The organism is Sorangium sp. So ce296 (assembly GCF_051529605.1).
Lineage (GTDB): Bacteria > Myxococcota_A > Polyangia > Polyangiales > Polyangiaceae > Sorangium > Sorangium cellulosum_D.
The window spans coordinates 27,370-43,183 of sequence record NZ_CP150325.1 but is presented as its reverse complement, the minus strand read 5'-3'; the positions used below and the strand labels follow the sequence as shown (position 1 = coordinate 43,183).

Genomic DNA, 15,814 nt, shown 5'->3' with positions numbered 1-15,814 from the left:
ATGGACGTCCCGGTCTTCGTGAGCGGCCTCTCCAAGGTGTACCACGCCGATCGCGCGGACCTCGCGGTGCGGGCGGTCGACCGGATCGGGTTCGAGGTGCGGCGCGGCGAGTCGGTCGCGATCATCGGGCCGTCCGGGTGCGGGAAGTCGAGCCTGCTGAACATCCTCGGGTGCCTGGATCGGCCGACCGAGGGCACGTACCGGCTCGGGGGGCGCGACGTGGCGGAGCTCGACGACGACGAGCTCGCGGCGCTCCGGAACAAGCACATCGGGTTCGTGTTCCAGAGCTTCAACCTGCTGCCGCGGATGACGGCGGCGGAGAACGTCGAGCTGCCGCTCCTCTACGGGGCGGTCAAGGACAGCCGGGCGCTCGCGGAGCACGCGCTCGAGCGCGTCGGGCTCGCGGCGCGCGCGCGGCACCTGCCGTCCGAGCTCTCGGGCGGGCAGCGGCAGCGCGTGGCGATCGCGCGGGCGATCGTGACGCGGCCGTCGATCCTCCTGTGCGACGAGCCGACGGGCGCGCTCGACAGCCGGACGGGGCGCGACGTGCTGGAGCTCTTGATGTCGCTGAACGCGGACGGGACGACGCTGGTGATGGTGACGCACGACCTCGGCGTGGCGCGGGCGCTCGCGCGCGCCATCCACATGAAGGACGGCCACATCGTGGCCGACGGCCCGTCGAGCACCGTGGTGGCGGCGTTCCACGCGAGCGAGATGGAGGGGGCATGCTGATCAAGGAGACGGCGAAGAGCGCGTGGCGCTCGCTCGCCTCGAACCGGCTGCGGACGCTGCTGACGATGCTCGGCATGATCATCGGGACGGCGGCGGTCGTGGCGGTGCTCGGCATCGGCGAGGGCGCGCGCAGCAGCGTGGAGGGGCGGATCCGGTCGCTCGGCGCGAACCTGCTGATGGTGCGGCCGGGGTCGGCGTCGGCGAGCGGGGTGCGCTCGGGCACGGTGAAGACGCTGACCGAGGCGGACGCCGAGGCGCTGAAGGCGCTCGACGGCGTGGCGGCGGTGGCGCCGGAGCGGAGCGGCAGCGCGCAGCTCCGGTACATGGCGAGCAACCTGAACGCGTCCGTGACCGGGATCACGCCGGCGTATCTCGAGGTGCGGTCGCTGTCGGTGGCGAGCGGCGTCGGGTTCTCGGAGCTCGACGAGCAGCAGCGCGCGCGGGTGGTGGTCCTCGGCGCGAACGTGGCGCGGCAGCTCTATCCGGGGGGCTCGCCGCTCGGGACGCGGCTCCAGATCAACGGGAGCGCGTTCCGGGTGGTCGGGGTGCTGGCGGAGAAGGGCTCCGGGATGGGCTCGCCGGACGACGGGGTGTTCGTGCCGCTGTCGACGCACCGGTCGGTCCTGTTCGGGCAAGATCACCTGTCGACGATCTCGCTGCAGCTCGCGAGCGAGGACCGGTCGGAGGTGGTGATCGCGCAGCTCGAGCAGCTGCTGCGCCTGCGGCACCGGCTGCGCGCGGATCAGCCGAGCGATTTCGAGGTGCGGTCGCAGGCGGAGATGCTGGCGACGATGGGGCAGATCACGGGCACGTTCACGACGCTGCTCGGCAGCGTGGCGGCGGTGTCGCTGATCGTGGGCGGCATCGGGATCATGAACATCATGCTCGTGTCGGTGCGGGAGCGGACCCGCGAGATCGGCGTGCGGATGGCGGTCGGGGCGCGGCGGAAGGACATCCTGCGGCAGTTCCTCGTCGAGGCCGTGGTGGTGTCGCTCGCGGGCGGGGTGGCCGGCGTGGGCCTCGGGTACGGGGCGGCGGTGCTGCTGTCGCGGTTCGGGGAGTGGGCGACCATCGTGCCGCCGTACGCGGTGGGGCTGGCGCTCGGGGTGTCGATCCTGATCGGGATCACGTTCGGCGTGGGGCCGGCGCGGCGCGCGGCGCGGCTCGATCCGGTGGAGGCGCTGCGGTTCGAGTGAGAGCCGGGGGGCTGGGGGCGGCCGCGTGACGCGCGACGACGAGGGCTGCCCGGCCTGATCGGGTCACCCCTCTTTGCGGCGGTAATGCAGCGCGACCTGGCCGGACTTCAGGCGGCTCGTCGAGACGAGCTCGAGGCGCCGCGAGGGCTCCAGGCCCTGAAACAAGGTTGGCCCGTGGCCGGCGAAGACGGGGTGGACGACGAGACGGTACTCATCGATCAGCCCCAGCCGTTCGAGCGCCGCCGCGAGCGTGGGACTGCCCACGAGCACGCCTTGCGGGGTCTTCTCCTTCAGCTGCGTTACGGCCTCACGCAAATCCCCCTCGACGCGGAAGGTGTTGTTCCACGGGAAGTCGCGGCGCGAGGCCGAGACCACATACTTCGGCTTGGCCTCCAGCTTGCGCGCCCACTCCCGCATCGCGCGTGGCGCGTTCTCGTCGCGCGCCACCGCCGGCCAGGCGCTCTCCATGAGCTCGTACGTGACGCGCCCCCACAGCATCGCCCCGGCTGCGTCCATCAGCTGCGTGAAGTAGTCGTGCAGCTCGTCGTCCGCGATCCCCTCGCGATGGTCGTAGCACCCGTCCAGCGTCACGTTGAGTCCGAAGGTCAAGAGGCCCATGGCGCAGATGTACCACGGCGGAGCAGGCGGCGGGAGACTTTGGTCCTCCCCCGCTTCCGTCGACACCCCCGATGGAAGCGGGGGAGGACCAAAGCCGTTGCGATGTCGATGACGGTCGCCGTGCCGAGCGAGCTACAGGGCAGGCAGAGGAAACTCCGGCAGGATCAGCTTCGGTTGGGTCATCCGGCCGCCCGCGCGTTTGAAGAACGCTCCCGGTGTGAGCCCGACGAGCTGACGGAACTCGGCGATGAGGTGCGCTTGGTCATAGTAACCCGCGTCCGCGGCGATGCGTGCCCAGTCGCACGAGGTCGCTGCCATTCGCACCGCGCGTTGCAGGCGGACGGTCCGCGCGAACTCCTTCGGGCCGATGCCGACGTTCTCGGCGAAGGCGCGGCGAAGATGCCGCGCCGTGACGCCGAGCCGGTCGGCAACACCCTCCACCCGGACCTCGCCCTCTTCGAGCAAGCGAACCGCACGACGAGCGAGCTTCCCCGATGCCGTCTCGAAGGGTTGGCCCGCATGAAGGGCGAGCGCCCGGGCGACGCGGTCCATCACGTCGGCGCGGCTCCTCGCGGCGAGGAGCTCACCGCCGAGCGCGCGCCCCGCGCGGCCCCACACGTCCTCCAGCGGAACCATCCGGTCCGTGAGCTCGCTCGCCGCCACGCCGAGCAGCGGAACCGACCAGCCTGGCCTGAACCGAAGCGTGACCGTCCGCGCGACCCCGGTCTTGGTCTTGAATAGCGCGCGCGTTCGGGGGCCCGCGACCCACACATCCCCCTCGCGCGCGCCCTCGAGCGCTCGAAAAACGAGGGTCGTTCTGCCGTCGGGAAGCCACTCGAGGTCGAGCGCCTGACCAGGGGGCGGCGCGACCGCACGGACTTCCTCGACGAAGCGCGGGAGCGCGAGGGTGGGGAGTTCCATTGCTGCGGCCATGTACGTTACTCTTACGCCTCTCCTGCGGCCGTTCAAGCCGACGCGGGGCCCGCATCGATCGGCTACCGCTCGCTGTCGAGGACCTTCATTTGCTGCGCGGCGTAGCGCGCGCCGCCGATCGCGTCCGCCGGCACGATGGTCTCGAGCGTCGCGACGTCGCTCGCCGACAGCGGCTTGTCGAGGGCCACGAGGGCATCGTCGAGCTGGGCTCGCGTGCGGGCCCCGATGACCGGCACCAGCGTGGGCTGCTTCGCCAGCACCCACGCGAGCGCCACCTGAGCCGGCGTCATCCCGCGCTCGCCGGCGAAGGCGTGGAGCTTCTCGACGACGCTCGCGTTCTTCGCCCCTTGCTCGCCTGCGAAGCGCGGCATGTACTGTCGGAAGTCGCCCTTTCCCGAAGGCTTGCTGCCGGTGAGCAGCCCCCGCGCAAAGACCCCGTAGAGCGTCGCGCTCATCCCGAGCTCCGCGAGGGCAGGGAAGATCGACGCCTCGGGCGCGCGCGTCGCGATCGCGTACTCGATCTGCAGGTCCACGATCGGGTGCACCGCGCTCGCACGCCGGATGGTCTCGACCCCCACCTCGGACAGCCCGATATGCCGGACGAAGCCGGCCTTGACCAGGTCGGCGATGGCCCCGACGGTGTCCTCGATGGGCACCTGCGGGTCGAGGCGCGCGGGGCGGTACACATCGATGACCTCCACGCCCAGCCGTTGCAGGCTGTACGCCGCGAAGTTCTTCACGGCCGCCGGGCGGGTGTCGATGCCCAGCATGGCGCCGTCCGGGCCGCGCATCGCGCCGAACTTCACCGAGAGCTGGACCTTGTCGCGCACCCCTTCGATCGCGCGCCGGATGAGGAGCTCGTTGTGCCCGTTGCCGTAGAAGTCTCCGGTGTCGATCAGGGTGATCCCTCGCTCGATGGCGTGGCGGATCGTCGCCACGCTCTCGGCCTCTTCGGCCGGGCCGTAGGCGCCGGACATCGCCATGCAGCCGAGGCCGACGGGAAAGACGCTGGGCCCGGTCTTGCCCAGCGGAGTCGATCGGACGGGGGAGCGGTTCATCGTGGCGTCAACGTGGGTCATGGGATGTTCATGGCACGCGCCCGCGGCCTTCGATTGGATAAACCGGACATCTCGACGGTCCGGGCGGACGACAACCACGTCATGCACCGGCTCGTGCGCGGCGAGCTGCTCATGACGAGATGTCCGGTCCTTCCCATCGGAGGCCGGCGGGAAGAGTGGCACAGCGGCGTGGCGCAGGTTGGCTCATCGAGCACGGCGCTGAGCGAAATCCTCGCGAATCGGCGGTATTCCGCGACGGCACCGGGTTTGCTGAGCAGCCACCGTATGCTCACCAGATTGCAGGGCTGCTTCGCCTTGGCCACGTGCCTTTCCCTCTTCGGCTGCCATGTCACCGTCGACGATGGGACCACGAGCGGTCCTTCCGGCGGCACGGGGGACCCTGCGAGCGTCGACCCCAAGCCGGCCCCGGAAGGCTGCAGCGGCTACCTGGAAGTGCCGGATCCAGCGCTCGCCGCGGGCTTGCGAGAGCAGCTCGGCCTGGATGCCGACGAGCCGATCCCCGGGGCGGCGCTCGCCGTGCCTGAATCGCTCTCCCTCGACAACCTCGGCATCGAGAACCTGAGCGGCCTCGAGTGTGCCACGTCGGTCGAGCAGCTGTTCCTCCAGGGCAATCGGATCGAGGACATCTCGATCCTGGCGGGCCTGCCGCGGCTCTACAACCTGCACCTGGACGCGAACCGGATCGTCTCGCTGGGCGCGCTCTCCGGGCACCAAGGGCTCATGACGCTGTACGCGAGAGACAACCTTGTGTCGTCGACGAGCGACCTGAACGACCTCCCGGAGCTTCAGAACCTGACCTTGTCGGGAAATCCGCTCGAGTCCCTCGAAGGGCTGGACGGCCTGGACGCCCTGTACCATCTCTCGGTCGAACGGACCCCCGTCGCTGACCTCTCGAGCCTCTCCAAGTTTCCGGCGCTGAACAACGCGTACTTCACCGATACCAAGGTGACGAGCCTCGCGACGCTGCCGAGCCACCACTCCCTGACGATGCTCTATCTGGAGGGCGCCGAGGTCGAGGACGCGAGCATCGTAGCGGCTCTTCCGTTCCTCGAGGTCCTGATGCTCAGCGACAATCGCATCGCGTCGATTGCAGGGATCGATCCCGCGAACGTGCCCCGCCTGAACAGCCTGGGGCTCGCCGGCAATCCGCTGACGGATACGACCCCGCTCGCCAGCCACCCGCAGCTGACGGTGGTTCAGATCGGCGACATCGGACCGAGCGGCGCGGATCTGAGCTGGGTCACGGGGCTCACGAACCTCATGTGGATCGAGGCGAGCTCCGACTCCATCACCGACCTCTCGCCGCTCGTGGGCGTACCGCGCGTCCACACGCTGGATCTGTCGGACAACCTGATCGAGGACGCGTCCCTGCTGAACGACATCGAGTTCGACCGCTGCGCGCGGGTCTCGATCGCGGGGAACCCCGGAGAAAGCTCCTTCGGCGACGTGCTGGACGCGCTCTGCGCGAATAACATCGTGGTCACGGGCTACTGCCTGCCCGCCGCGTGCGATCCCTGCGAGCACGGGGCTCATTGCGGCGAATGAGCGCGCCCGCCGAGGAGCGCAGCGCCAGCGCGCTGAGCTCCTGGTCCCCGGCGCCGTTCGGCCGAGTGAGGACGTCCCGGCGGTCGCTACAGATGAGCTCGCAAGGCTCCACGTTGCGGCAGCGGTGGATTGTGGTGCCTCAGCTTGACCACGGTGTGGCAGCCCAGTCCCCGCCGCTGCGCCTCCATCCCGGCAGAGCTTTTCAGTGCCAGCGCGCCGCCGGCCCGCTATCCTTTCCTGGGCATGACGGCGCTGCTGCAGAACGACTACCTGACGGTCTCGCTCGATCAGGAGCGCTCGATCGTCCGGAGCACCCGTTCCGAGCACCCGTACGCGTCCCCCGACGAGTTCATCCGCATCCACACCGAGGCGCTCCAGGTCTACGAATCGCTCGAGCGCCCGAGCCTCGGTCACCTCATCGACCTCCGCCGGCCCCCCATGAACAACGATCCGTCGTTCGAGGCCGCGACGATGCGCACCCGCAGCATGCTCGTCCAGGAGTTCGCCGCCGTCGCCATCGTGGTCAGGACCGCCGTGGGCGCCTTGCAGGTGAACCGGCTCCTGCGTGAGGAGCACAACGACAGTGTCGTCGTGCTCCACGACGAGGACGTCGCCCTGGGGTACCTCGTCGAGGAGCTCCGGAAGGTGGTGCGCCGCTCCAGCACGCCGCCCGGCGGCCGAGACCGGAGCTCCCGCCCCTCGGCGCGCCCCCTCCGGGTGCGCTGAGCCCGCGGCGCCGCTTCTCGCGAGCGCGGCCTTCGCCTAGCATCGGGGCGATGCGCACGTGTCCGCGCTGCGGCCTCCTCATCAACGCCGAGGGGCGCTGCTATCCCGGGTGCGCAGGGCCGCTCGCCACCGTGCGCTGCGGCGGCTGCTACCTGCTGAACCTGCCCGACGCCGAGCGCTGCGACGGATGCGGGCACGAGCTCGGCCTGGAGCCGATCGCGGAGCCCGACGCGCTCCTCTGCTCCGATTGCGGCGTGCCCTTCTCCGCGTTCCGCGCCGCGACTGGCCTCTTGCGCGACTGCGGCCGATGCGGCGGCCAGCTCGTCGACCACGCGCTCCTGCGCGACCTCCTGGAGCGCCGGGAGAGCTACGGCGCGGCCGCGCCGAGGCCGCCGCGGCGCCCGGAGCACGTCGACGTCCGCGTGCGCTACGTCCGCTGCCCGGCCTGCGGCCAGCCGATGAACCGCAAGAACTTCGCCGGAAAGAGCGGCATCATCGTCGACATCTGCAGGGAACACGGCACCTGGTTCGACCGGGGCGAGCTCCCGCAGCTCCTCGCCTTCGCCGAGGCCGGCGGCACCGCGAGGGCGCGCCAGCAGCAGATCGAGGACGAGGCGCGCTCGCGCCGGCAGGCGGAGATCGCCAGGGAGACGGCGCGGCGGACGAGCGTCGCCACGATGGCCTCGTCCTGGGACGCCCGGAAAGCCCGGCTGGACGCGGTGAAGGAGCTGCTCGAGCTCCTGTCGCGGATCTCCGGCTGAGCGGGGCCCACGGCGCCCGACGACACGCCGCCGGCGAGGGGCGGCGGACGACGGACGAGAGGCCCGCACACGCCCGGAGCGCCGCCGGCGCGGCGGCTACAACTCTTCTCCTGATCATCACACTATTTAACAGTCCAGCGGGCGTTTGCGCATGTCGCAGGAGGCGCTGCGCGAAAGCCCCAGGGATTGGCGCCGCCAGGCGCGGTGAGCGCGATGTCCGACAAGGCATCCTATTGAGCTCTCTGCGTGCAGCGTGGCTGGAGAAGGCGCGAAATTCAATCAAAGTCTTGCCCGTCGATCGATATGTGCTTTCTCTATTTTCCTATGATGACTTCTCGGACCCGCTTTGCCTTGCTCGATGTGAGACTCCTCCTCTGCGCGGCGCCCGCGCTCCTCGCCGCCTGCAGCTCGGGAGAGCTCGCCGGAACGGAGCCGTCGGAGCAGCTCGCGTCGGCCGTGGCCCAGACGGCGAGCCTCGCGCCGACGAGCGACGTCGCGCTCGACAAGATCTGGGGTGGGGGCGGCACGGCGCCCATCTTCAAGCTCGTCGACGACGGCACCTCGTTCGCGGCGAGCGACGGCGGGGGCACGTTCGCGCGGAGCGCGCCAGGCGCCGCCACGGCGTCGCTCACGCTCGGCTACTCGGGCGCCCCGGCGGGCGGCGCGCGCCAGGTCGTCGTCAATTACCAGGCCTGGGCGATCAACGGCGGCGCGGGCACCGTGCGCGTCCACCTCTACGACGGTGACACCCTGCTCGGCTCCGGCCCGGCGCGCGCGCTCAGCGCGAGCCAGCAGAACCTGAGCGAGACGTTCGGCGGCCTCGCCGTCGCGAACGGCGACCGGCTGCGGACCGAGCTCGTCTTCCAGAACACCGCCGGCGCAGGCTCGCTTGTCTCCTCGATCGTCTGGATCGACGTCACGACGCCGGACGACGACGGCGGCGGTACGCCCCCGGACGAGGAGCCCGCCGTGTCGGACAAGCTCGTGCCGAGGAACGGCGCCTGGTGGGGCGCGTACAACTCGTCGAGGAGCTATGGCTGGGACTGGGGCCTCGCGATCAAGGACTTCGAGGCGAAGGCCGGCCGCAAGCTCGACATCGTGTATCGCTACCACGACTGGGGGACCACCGATAACGGCGTCTTCCCGGACAGGTTCGAGGCGGCGCAGATGAACGAAGGGTACATCGTCCACCTGTCCTGGGAGTCGCGCCGCTACTCCGCGGGCCAGAACGTCACGTGGACCGAGATCGCGAACGGCTCGCAGGACGCCGTCATCCGGGCCGCCGCGGAGCGCGCCAAGAACGCGCCCGGGAAATTCATGATCGCGTTCGACCACGAGATGGACAACACCGACGTCCACAGCGCCGACGGCCCGGACGCCGACTACGTCGCCGCGTACCGGCGCATCGTCGACATGTTCCGCGCGGCGGGCGCGACCAACGTGGTGTGGGTCTGGACCCCGATGGGCTGGAGCGGCACCCGCGCCCGGCTCCCCGCGCTCTACCCCGGAGACACCTACGTCGACTGGATCGGATACGATCCGTACAACTTCTACGAGTGCAACGGATCGGGGTGGAAAGATCCCGCGACCACGTTCGGGAGCCACTACGACTGGATGCACGCGCCCGCGCAGATGGCCTGGCACGGCGAAAAACCGTACATCCTGAGCGAGTTCTCCAGCCACGAGGACCCGGCCGACCCGAACCGCAAGGGCCAGTGGATGCGCGGCATCGTCGACGCCCTGAAGCGGTATCCCGACATCAAGGCGGTGCAGTTCTACAACTCCAACGTGACCCACCGGAGCCCGTGCAAGCTGGCCGTCGACTCGAGCAGCCAGTCCGTGGCCGGCTATGCAGCGGCGGGGAGCGACCCGTACGTGAACCAGCCGCATCACTGATGCTGCGTGCAGGACGGTCGAGGGCGTCGTATGACGTGCCGCCACGACATGACGTCCCTCGACCAGCGCCTGTCGGCCCTCGAGCTGTCCATCCTGCCGACCTGGGTCTACGACCACGACCGGTACCGCTTCCCCTGGGCCAACGCCAAGGCCGTGCAGTTCTGGCGCGCGGCCGATCGCACCGAGCTCTACGCCCGCGATCTCTCGGACCTGTCGCCGGCCGTCCGCGCGCGGCTCGATGGCTACGTGCGCGCCGTCGCCGAGGGCGGCACCGTCGTGGAGGACTGGACGCTCTACCCGCGCGGGACGCCCGCCACGGTGACGCTCCACGGCCAGGCGATCCGCCTCGACGACGGGCGGCTCGCCGTCCTGTTCCAGGCGCTGCCGCAGTCCTCCGACGTCGACGCCTCCATGGTCCGCGGCGTGGAGGCGGTGCGGCACTCGTCGGTGCTGGTCAGCCTCGTCGACCGCGCGGGGAAGGCGCTCTTCCACAACCCCGCGGCCCTGCGCGCCCTCGGCGACGCGCCGCAGATCGACGCGGTGTTCCCGGACGAGGAGGCGGGCGCGGCGATCCGCGGGGCGATCGACGCCGAGGCGCCCTGGTCGGGGGAGCTCAAGGTCCTCACGACCGAGGGCGAGCGGTGGCACCGGGTGGAGGCGCGCCCCACGACCGATCCCGTGACCGGCGGCCGCGCGGTGCTCGTCCAGCAGCTCGACGTCACGGCGCAGCGGCGCGCCGAGGGGCAGATCGAGCAGCAGGGCCGGCTCATCGACGAGCTGAACCGCTCGCTCGCCCTCGTGGAGGAGCAGCGGCGGCAGATCCTCACGCTCTCGGCGCCGATCCTCGACGTCGGCCGGGGCACGCTCGCCGTGCCGCTCATCGGGCGCCTCGACGCCGAGCGCGCCAGCGAGCTCGGCGAGCGGCTCCTGCCCGCGATCGTGGCGCAGCGGGCGTCGTACGTGGTCCTCGACGTCACCGGCGCCGACGCGCTGGATCCGGACGGCGCCGCCGCCCTGGAGCAGCTGGCGCGGGCGATCCAGCTGCTCGGCTCGCGGCCGATCCTGACCGGCGTCCGCCCGGAGGTCGCCCGCGCGCTCGTGGACGTCGACCTCGGCGAGGACCTGCTCGTCCTGCGCAGCCTCGGCCGCGGCCTGGAGGTCGGCCGCAAGCGCGCTGCGGCGCGGCGGCGGGCCTAGCTCCGCCCGCCAGAAGGCCGGCCAGGGATGCGGAGCGAGAGTTCAACGCAAAGGCGCAAAGGCGCAAGGACGCAAAAAAGATTCGTAGTTTTGCGCCTTTGCGCCTTTGCGCCTTTGCGTTTATTTCTCTATCGCTCGTGAGGCAGAGCCCTGGCGGGAGTTCTGAGCCGCGGAACTGGCCGGCGCGCCGCGGCGCGCCTAGGAGACCCGCGCATGCCCGCTGCCACCCAGATCGGCATCCCCACGCTGGTGCGCATCAAGCCCGGGGCGCTCCCGCGCAGCGGGCTCTACCTCGCGCGGGCGGGGCGCCGCCACGTGCTGCTGCTGGCGAGCGAGGGGACGCCGGCCGCCATCGAGGCGGCGATGCGCGAGGGCCTGGACGCGCAGGCGATCGAGGTCGTGGCCCGGCGCGAGGTCGCCTCGGCCAGCGTCGAGGAGGCCTCGGCGCTCCTGCCCGCGCTCCCTCCGCGGTGCGACGCGATCGTCGGGCTCGGCGGCGGCCGCGCCCTCGACACGGCCAAATACCTCGCGTCCCTCGCCCGGCTGCCGTTCCTCGCCGTGCCCACCTCGCTCTCGAACGACGGCTTTTGCAGCCCCTCGGCCAGCCTCACGGTCGGCGGCAGGCGCCGCTCGCTCCCGTGCGCGGTGCCGTTCGGCGTGGTGGTCGACACCGAGGTCTGCCTGCGCGCGCCGGAGGTGCTGTGGCTCTCCGGCGTGGGCGATCTCGCGGCCAAGGTGACCGCGGTCCACGACTGGAAGCTCGCGTTCCACGCGCGCGGCGAGCCGGTCAACGACTTCGCCGCCCTGCTCTCGGACGCGACGGTGTTCCAGTTCATGGCGCGCCCCCGGCGCGACCTCGAGGGCATGCGCCTGCTCGCGACGGCGCTCATGCTGAACGGCATCGCCATGGAGATCGCCGGGTCGTCCCGGCCCGCGAGCGGCAGCGAGCACCTCATCTCGCACGCGCTCGACCAGACATCCGGGCGGCCGCGGCTCCACGGCCTCCAGGTCGGCACGGCCGCCTACGTGGTCACTCAGCTCCAGGGGCGGGACACGGACCTCATCGCCGCCGTCCTCGACGCGACGGGCTTCTGGGATACGATCCGGGCCGACCCGTTCTCGCTCGACGAGTGGCTCGAGGCGGTCCGCGTCGCGCCGGAGATCAAGCCCGGCTACTACACGGTCCTCTCGTCCCGCGACTGCGTGTCCGAGGTCGAGGCGATCCTCCGGACCGATCCGCGCCTGAAGGGGTGCTTCGCCTGACCCCGCGCCGCGCTCACTCCGCGCCGGCGAGGAGGGGCGCCGCCACGGGCGGCGGGAGGTCCGCGCGCGAGCGGGGCGGCGTGGGCGGGCCCTCGCCTGAAGCGAGGATCGTCCGGAGCAGCGCGCCGGTGAGGCGACCGACCTCCGGGAGCTCCCGGGCGCGGGGCCGCGGCAGGTCGACCGCGACGCTCTCGGCGATGCGGCCCTCGTCGACCACCAGCACGCGATCGCCGAGCAGGACCGCCTCCTGGACGTCGTGGGTCACCAGGATGGCCGTGAAGCCGTGCTGGGCCCACAGCGACTCGACGAGGCGCTGCGCGCCGATCCGCGTGAGCGCGTCGAGCGCCCCGAACGGCTCGTCGAGGAGCAGGACCTTGGGGTCGTGGACGAGCGCGCGCGCGAGGGCGACGCGCTGCCGCTGGCCGCCCGAGAGCACGCCGGGGTAGTCGTTCTGGCGGTCGAGCAGGCCGACCCGGGCGAGGACGTCGCGCGCGCGCTCGCGGCGGTCCTTCGGCAGGCCGATGCAGACGTTCTGGAGGACCGTGCGCCAAGGCATCAGCCGGGGCTCCTGGAAGACGACGCGCACGGCCGCGGCGCCCGTGACGCCCTCCGGCGAAAGGACGCGCGCCGCGCCGCCCGTGGGCTGCTCGAGGCCGCACAGGATGCGGAGCAGGGTGCTCTTGCCCGATCCGCTACGCCCGACGATGGTCAGGAGCTCGCCAGGCTGGACGTCGAGGTCGATGCCCGAGAGGACAGCCTTGTCGCCGAACCGCTTCTCGAGCCCTTCGAGGAGGACCCGGGCGCCGCTGTGGTGTTCCTTCGACACGCGCATGTTCACCCCGCGTCCATGCGTTGCAGTCGGGGCTGCCAGGGCAAGAGCTGGCGCTCGGCCCAGCGCGCCAGGGAGTCGGCCAGCTTGCCGAGGAGCGCCCAGAGCACGATCGTGAGCACGAGCAGGTCCATCTGCATGAACTCCCGCGCGTTCATCGCGACGTAGCCGAGGCCCTGCGTGGCGCCGATCGTCTCGGCGACGATCAGCACGAGCCACGAGAGCCCGAGCGCGAAGCGGAGGCCCACCAGGATCGACGGGAGCGCGCCGGGGAGGATGACCTCGCGGTAGAGCGCGAGCCCGCGGACGTCGTAGACGCGCGCCATCTCGATGATGTGCGGGTCGACGCTGCGCACGCCGTGGAAGGTGTTCAGGTAGACGGGGAAGAGCACTGTCACCGCGACGATGAAGAGCTTGGCCGTCTCGCCCAGCCCGAACCACAGGATGACGAGCGGCACGAGCGCCAGCGCGGGGATGGCGCGGAGCATCTGGAGGGGCCCGTCGACGACGAGCTGGAGCGCGCGCGAGAGCCCCGTGGCGAGGCCGAGCACGAGCCCGATGCCGGCGCCGATCACGAGCCCGCCGAGCGCGCGCAGCGCGCTGACGCCGAGGTGCGCCGGGAGGCCGCCGCTCTTCGTGGCGTGCACCGCGGCAAGCACCACCTCCGAGGGCGAGGGCAGCAGGCTCTTCGGGATGACCTGCAGCCGGGACAGGGCCTCCCAGACGAGCACCAGCGCGAGCGGGGCGATCCAGGGGGCCAGGCTCCGGCCGAGCGCGCCCGGCGCGCGGCCGGCCGTCATCGAACGCCCCCGTACGCGGCCGCCGGCAGGAACGCGTCCTCCACGCGGACGGCGCGCGGGATGACCTCGAGCTTGTGGAGCGTGTCGGCGATGCCCTGCTGCTTCTTCAGGATCTCGGGCGTGATCGGCAGGAGGCCGAACGCGCGCCGGCGCTCGGAGGTGAGGAACGCCTCGTAGGCGACGCCCGACGACTGCGCGAGGATCTGCGCGGTCTCCTCGGTGTGCTCGCGCTCCCACGCGCTCAGGGCCTGGTACTCCTCGAGCACGAGCCGCAGGAGCTCCGGCTGCTGCTCGGCGAACTCGCGCCGGGCGACGTAGAAGAGGTGGTTGTCGACGAGCCCCTCGCCGCTCTGGAGGACGCGCGCGCCGGCGAGCTCCGCCGCGGCGAGGAATGGATCCCAGATCACCCAGGCGTCGACCTTGCCGCTCTCGAACGCGCTCCGCGCGTCCGCCGGCGCGAGGAACGAGATCTGGAGATCGTCGAGCGTCAGCCCGGCGCCCTCGACGGCCCGGACCAGGAGGTAGTGCACGTTGGAGCCGCGGTTGACCGCGACGCGCTTGCCCTTGAGGCCCGCGACGCTGGTGATCGGGGAGTCCTTCGGGACGACGATCGCCTCGGCCTTCGGGGCCGGCGGGTCGGTGGCGACGTACACGAACGGCACGCCGCCCGCCTGCGCGAAGACCGGGGGCGTCTCGCCGACGTGGCCGACGTCCACGGCGCCGGCGCGCATCGCCTCGAGCAGCGGAGGCCCGGCCGGGAACTCGATCCACTCGGCGCGGGCGTTCTTCGCCTCGAGCGCCTTCTTCAGGCGGTCGGCGCGGTCCTTGAGGAGATACGGGGTGCCGATCTTCTGGTAGCCGAGGCGGACGACGCCGGCCTCGCGCCGGTCCTGCACCGGCGCCGGAGCGGCGGCATCGGGTGCGAGCGCGGCGCCCGGCTCACCGCCGCCGCGGTCGCAGCCGAACAGGGCGCACGCCAGCGCAGCGCAGCCGAGCAGCCCGGAGCGGAGCCTCGTGAAGGGGGTGTGCCTGATCATGGGAGGTTCTTCCGGGCGCCTTCCGGCGCGCCTGGACAGCGCTGGCCGATTCCAGGTGCCGAGGCGCCGGCGAGACGAACGCACCGGGATGCAACCGCAGGCCCCTGGCAGCCGCCGTGCCACGCAGGAAACCGTTGCCTTTCGCGCGGTTACAGGCATGTCGCCCCGGCGGAGGCCGGCGGGCGCTGCTGCTCCAGCAGCACGCGATCCGCAAAGAGTGCTGCTGGAGCAGCAGTGGACCGCGCGGCTCGGGCGGACGCGGCGCGGGCGCGCCCGTGCGGGTGGGCCGCCCCGCTTTTGAGGTGCCAGGCGAGCTCGGCTCTGCCATAAGCCGCCGCCATGACGGTGGAAATTCGTGGAAAGTGGGCGCTGGTCACCGGCGCGAGCCGCGGGATCGGGAAGCAGATCGCGCGGGGCCTGGCCGGCCTCGGCTGCAACCTCGTGCTGCACAGCCGCGACGCGGCGCACACGCGGGAGCTCCAGGGCGAGCTCGCCGGCAAGGGGATCCGGGTGAGCGCCGTCTCGGGGGAGCTGTCGGACCAGGCGGCGGTCGACCGGATCCTCGACGGGGCCATCGCCGCGTCGGGCGGGATCGACATCCTGTTCAACAACGCCGCCATCATGACGCCGTTCCGCACCTCGCCCACGGAGACGCCGGCGGAGGACTACCGGCTCAGCTTCGAGGTGAACGTCATCAGCCCGATCCGGATCACGTACCGGCTGCTGCCGACGATGCTGGAGCGCCGCTGGGGCCGCATCATCCAGGTGACCTCCGGGATCCAGGACCAGCCGGAGCTCATGGCCTATGCGGCGTCGAAGGCCGCGCTCGACAAGTTCGTGCGCGACACGGTCCCTTCGCTGCGCGGCACAGGCGTGCTGATGAACCTCCTCGACCCGGGCTGGCTGCGCACCGATCTCGGCGGGCCCAAGGCGCCGAACGACGTGGAGTCCGTCCTGCCCGGCGCGCTCGTGCCGGGGCTGGTCGACGGCGAGGTCCACGGCGTGCTGTTCCGAGCGCAGGACTACGCGCGTCCCGCCGCGCGCTGAGGCGCCCTGAGCGCCCCGGCGCGAAAGATTGTGTCGCGCTCGCGGTACGTGTGTTGCTAGAGTCGTCGGAGGTGAAAGCGATCTCGGAGCCTCGGGCGGAGTCGAGACGTCGTGCGGCCGGTGACGTGGGGAGAGCTTCCCCCGCGCGCGCGACG

The 15,814-nt window shown here is 71.5% G+C and carries 15 protein-coding genes; 9 read left to right on the top strand and 6 right to left on the bottom strand.

All coding sequences use genetic code 11. The features are described 5' to 3' along the window. Both WME98_RS00180 and WME98_RS00175 read left to right on the top strand, forming a co-directional pair. On the top strand, window positions 1-732 hold the full coding sequence (locus WME98_RS00180; protein WP_061625645.1) for an ABC transporter ATP-binding protein: 732 nt from the start codon (window positions 1-3) through the stop codon (window positions 730-732). Continuing rightward, window positions 726-1,928 carry an ABC transporter permease gene (locus WME98_RS00175; RefSeq protein ID WP_437331596.1) on the top strand — a complete coding sequence of 401 codons (1,203 nt, stop codon included), beginning with the start codon at window positions 726-728 and terminating at the stop codon, window positions 1,926-1,928. The genes WME98_RS00180 and WME98_RS00175 overlap by 7 nt, the downstream gene beginning before the upstream one ends. A gap of 63 nt (window positions 1,929-1,991) precedes the next feature. On the opposite strand, the gene WME98_RS00170 is transcribed toward WME98_RS00175, so the two are convergent. From WME98_RS00170 to WME98_RS00160, 3 genes are all read right to left on the bottom strand, one after another. After that, a complete protein-coding gene (locus tag WME98_RS00170) occupies window positions 1,992-2,546 on the bottom strand; it encodes a dihydrofolate reductase family protein (protein WP_437331595.1) in 555 nt (184 codons plus the stop codon). A 132-nt stretch (window positions 2,547-2,678) separates the two neighbouring features. Further along, window positions 2,679-3,479, bottom strand: coding sequence for a helix-turn-helix domain-containing protein (locus tag WME98_RS00165; protein ID WP_437949355.1), 801 nt, complete (start codon window positions 3,477-3,479; stop codon window positions 2,679-2,681). 62 nt (window positions 3,480-3,541) lie between these two features. After that, entirely contained in the window at window positions 3,542-4,558 is a 1,017-nt protein-coding gene (locus tag WME98_RS00160) for an aldo/keto reductase (protein ID WP_437949354.1), read from the bottom strand. A 264-nt stretch (window positions 4,559-4,822) separates the two neighbouring features. Between WME98_RS00160 and WME98_RS00155 the strand changes: the two genes are divergently transcribed. The 6 genes from WME98_RS00155 (at window position 4,823) to WME98_RS00130 (ending at window position 11,946) form a co-directional block, all read left to right on the top strand. Further along, window positions 4,823-6,103 carry a leucine-rich repeat domain-containing protein gene (locus tag WME98_RS00155; protein ID WP_437949353.1) on the top strand — a complete coding sequence of 427 codons (1,281 nt, stop codon included), beginning with the start codon at window positions 4,823-4,825 and terminating at the stop codon, window positions 6,101-6,103. A gap of 243 nt (window positions 6,104-6,346) precedes the next feature. After that, window positions 6,347-6,829 carry a hypothetical protein gene (locus WME98_RS00150; protein ID WP_437949352.1) on the top strand — a complete coding sequence of 161 codons (483 nt, stop codon included), beginning with the start codon at window positions 6,347-6,349 and terminating at the stop codon, window positions 6,827-6,829. A 50-nt stretch (window positions 6,830-6,879) separates the two neighbouring features. Next, complete coding sequence (locus WME98_RS00145) at window positions 6,880-7,590, top strand: zf-TFIIB domain-containing protein (RefSeq protein ID WP_437949351.1); 711 nt, start codon at window positions 6,880-6,882, stop codon at window positions 7,588-7,590. A gap of 360 nt (window positions 7,591-7,950) precedes the next feature. After that, a complete protein-coding gene (locus tag WME98_RS00140) occupies window positions 7,951-9,486 on the top strand; it encodes a glycoside hydrolase family 26 protein (RefSeq protein WP_437949350.1) in 1,536 nt (511 codons plus the stop codon). 48 nt (window positions 9,487-9,534) lie between these two features. Then, window positions 9,535-10,683 (top strand): STAS domain-containing protein, encoded by a 1,149-nt coding sequence (locus WME98_RS00135; RefSeq protein ID WP_437949349.1) that lies wholly within the window; start codon window positions 9,535-9,537, stop codon window positions 10,681-10,683. Between the two features lie 213 nt (window positions 10,684-10,896). Beyond that, window positions 10,897-11,946, top strand: a complete 1,050-nt coding sequence (locus tag WME98_RS00130; RefSeq protein ID WP_437949348.1) for an iron-containing alcohol dehydrogenase family protein — start codon at window positions 10,897-10,899, stop codon at window positions 11,944-11,946. A 13-nt stretch (window positions 11,947-11,959) separates the two neighbouring features. On the opposite strand, the gene WME98_RS00125 is transcribed toward WME98_RS00130, so the two are convergent. Genes WME98_RS00125 through WME98_RS00115 form a run of 3 tightly spaced genes read right to left on the bottom strand, consistent with a single transcriptional unit; the run spans window position 11,960 to window position 14,612 of the window. After that, entirely contained in the window at window positions 11,960-12,778 is an 819-nt protein-coding gene (locus tag WME98_RS00125; RefSeq protein WP_437949347.1) for an ABC transporter ATP-binding protein, read from the bottom strand. Between the two features lie 2 nt (window positions 12,779-12,780). Beyond that, window positions 12,781-13,575 carry an ABC transporter permease subunit gene (locus tag WME98_RS00120; RefSeq protein ID WP_437331585.1) on the bottom strand — a complete coding sequence of 265 codons (795 nt, stop codon included), beginning with the start codon at window positions 13,573-13,575 and terminating at the stop codon, window positions 12,781-12,783. After that, window positions 13,572-14,612, bottom strand: coding sequence for a sulfonate ABC transporter substrate-binding protein (locus WME98_RS00115; protein WP_437949346.1), 1,041 nt, complete (start codon window positions 14,610-14,612; stop codon window positions 13,572-13,574). The genes WME98_RS00120 and WME98_RS00115 overlap by 4 nt, the downstream gene beginning before the upstream one ends. A gap of 339 nt (window positions 14,613-14,951) precedes the next feature. Here WME98_RS00115 and WME98_RS00110 point away from each other — a divergent pair, with 339 nt between their 5' ends. Further along, the gene (locus WME98_RS00110) at window positions 14,952-15,659 is read left to right on the top strand and encodes an SDR family NAD(P)-dependent oxidoreductase (RefSeq protein WP_437949345.1); all 708 of its coding nucleotides are present in this window, start codon (window positions 14,952-14,954) and stop codon (window positions 15,657-15,659) included. Window positions 15,660-15,814 lie beyond the last annotated feature (155 nt).

Bases quoted from the DNA above. Each gene is read 5' to 3' on its own strand.
- WME98_RS00180 (WP_061625645.1), top strand. From the start codon at position 1: ATGGACGTCCCGGTCTTCGTGAGCGGCCTCTCCAAGGTGTACCACGCC.
- WME98_RS00175 (WP_437331596.1), top strand. From the start codon at position 726: ATGCTGATCAAGGAGACGGCGAAGAGCGCGTGGCGCTCGCTCGCCTCG.
- WME98_RS00170 (WP_437331595.1), bottom strand. From the start codon at position 2,546: ATGGGCCTCTTGACCTTCGGACTCAACGTGACGCTGGACGGGTGCTAC.
- WME98_RS00165 (WP_437949355.1), bottom strand. From the start codon at position 3,479: ATGGCCGCAGCAATGGAACTCCCCACCCTCGCGCTCCCGCGCTTCGTC.
- WME98_RS00160 (WP_437949354.1), bottom strand. From the start codon at position 4,558: ATGACCCACGTTGACGCCACGATGAACCGCTCCCCCGTCCGATCGACT.
- WME98_RS00155 (WP_437949353.1), top strand. From the start codon at position 4,823: ATGCTCACCAGATTGCAGGGCTGCTTCGCCTTGGCCACGTGCCTTTCC.
- WME98_RS00150 (WP_437949352.1), top strand. From the start codon at position 6,347: ATGACGGCGCTGCTGCAGAACGACTACCTGACGGTCTCGCTCGATCAG.
- WME98_RS00145 (WP_437949351.1), top strand. From the start codon at position 6,880: ATGCGCACGTGTCCGCGCTGCGGCCTCCTCATCAACGCCGAGGGGCGC.
- WME98_RS00135 (WP_437949349.1), top strand. From the start codon at position 9,535: ATGACGTCCCTCGACCAGCGCCTGTCGGCCCTCGAGCTGTCCATCCTG.
- WME98_RS00130 (WP_437949348.1), top strand. From the start codon at position 10,897: ATGCCCGCTGCCACCCAGATCGGCATCCCCACGCTGGTGCGCATCAAG.
- WME98_RS00125 (WP_437949347.1), bottom strand. From the start codon at position 12,778: ATGCGCGTGTCGAAGGAACACCACAGCGGCGCCCGGGTCCTCCTCGAA.
- WME98_RS00120 (WP_437331585.1), bottom strand. From the start codon at position 13,575: ATGACGGCCGGCCGCGCGCCGGGCGCGCTCGGCCGGAGCCTGGCCCCC.
- WME98_RS00115 (WP_437949346.1), bottom strand. From the start codon at position 14,612: ATGATCAGGCACACCCCCTTCACGAGGCTCCGCTCCGGGCTGCTCGGC.
- WME98_RS00110 (WP_437949345.1), top strand. From the start codon at position 14,952: ATGACGGTGGAAATTCGTGGAAAGTGGGCGCTGGTCACCGGCGCGAGC.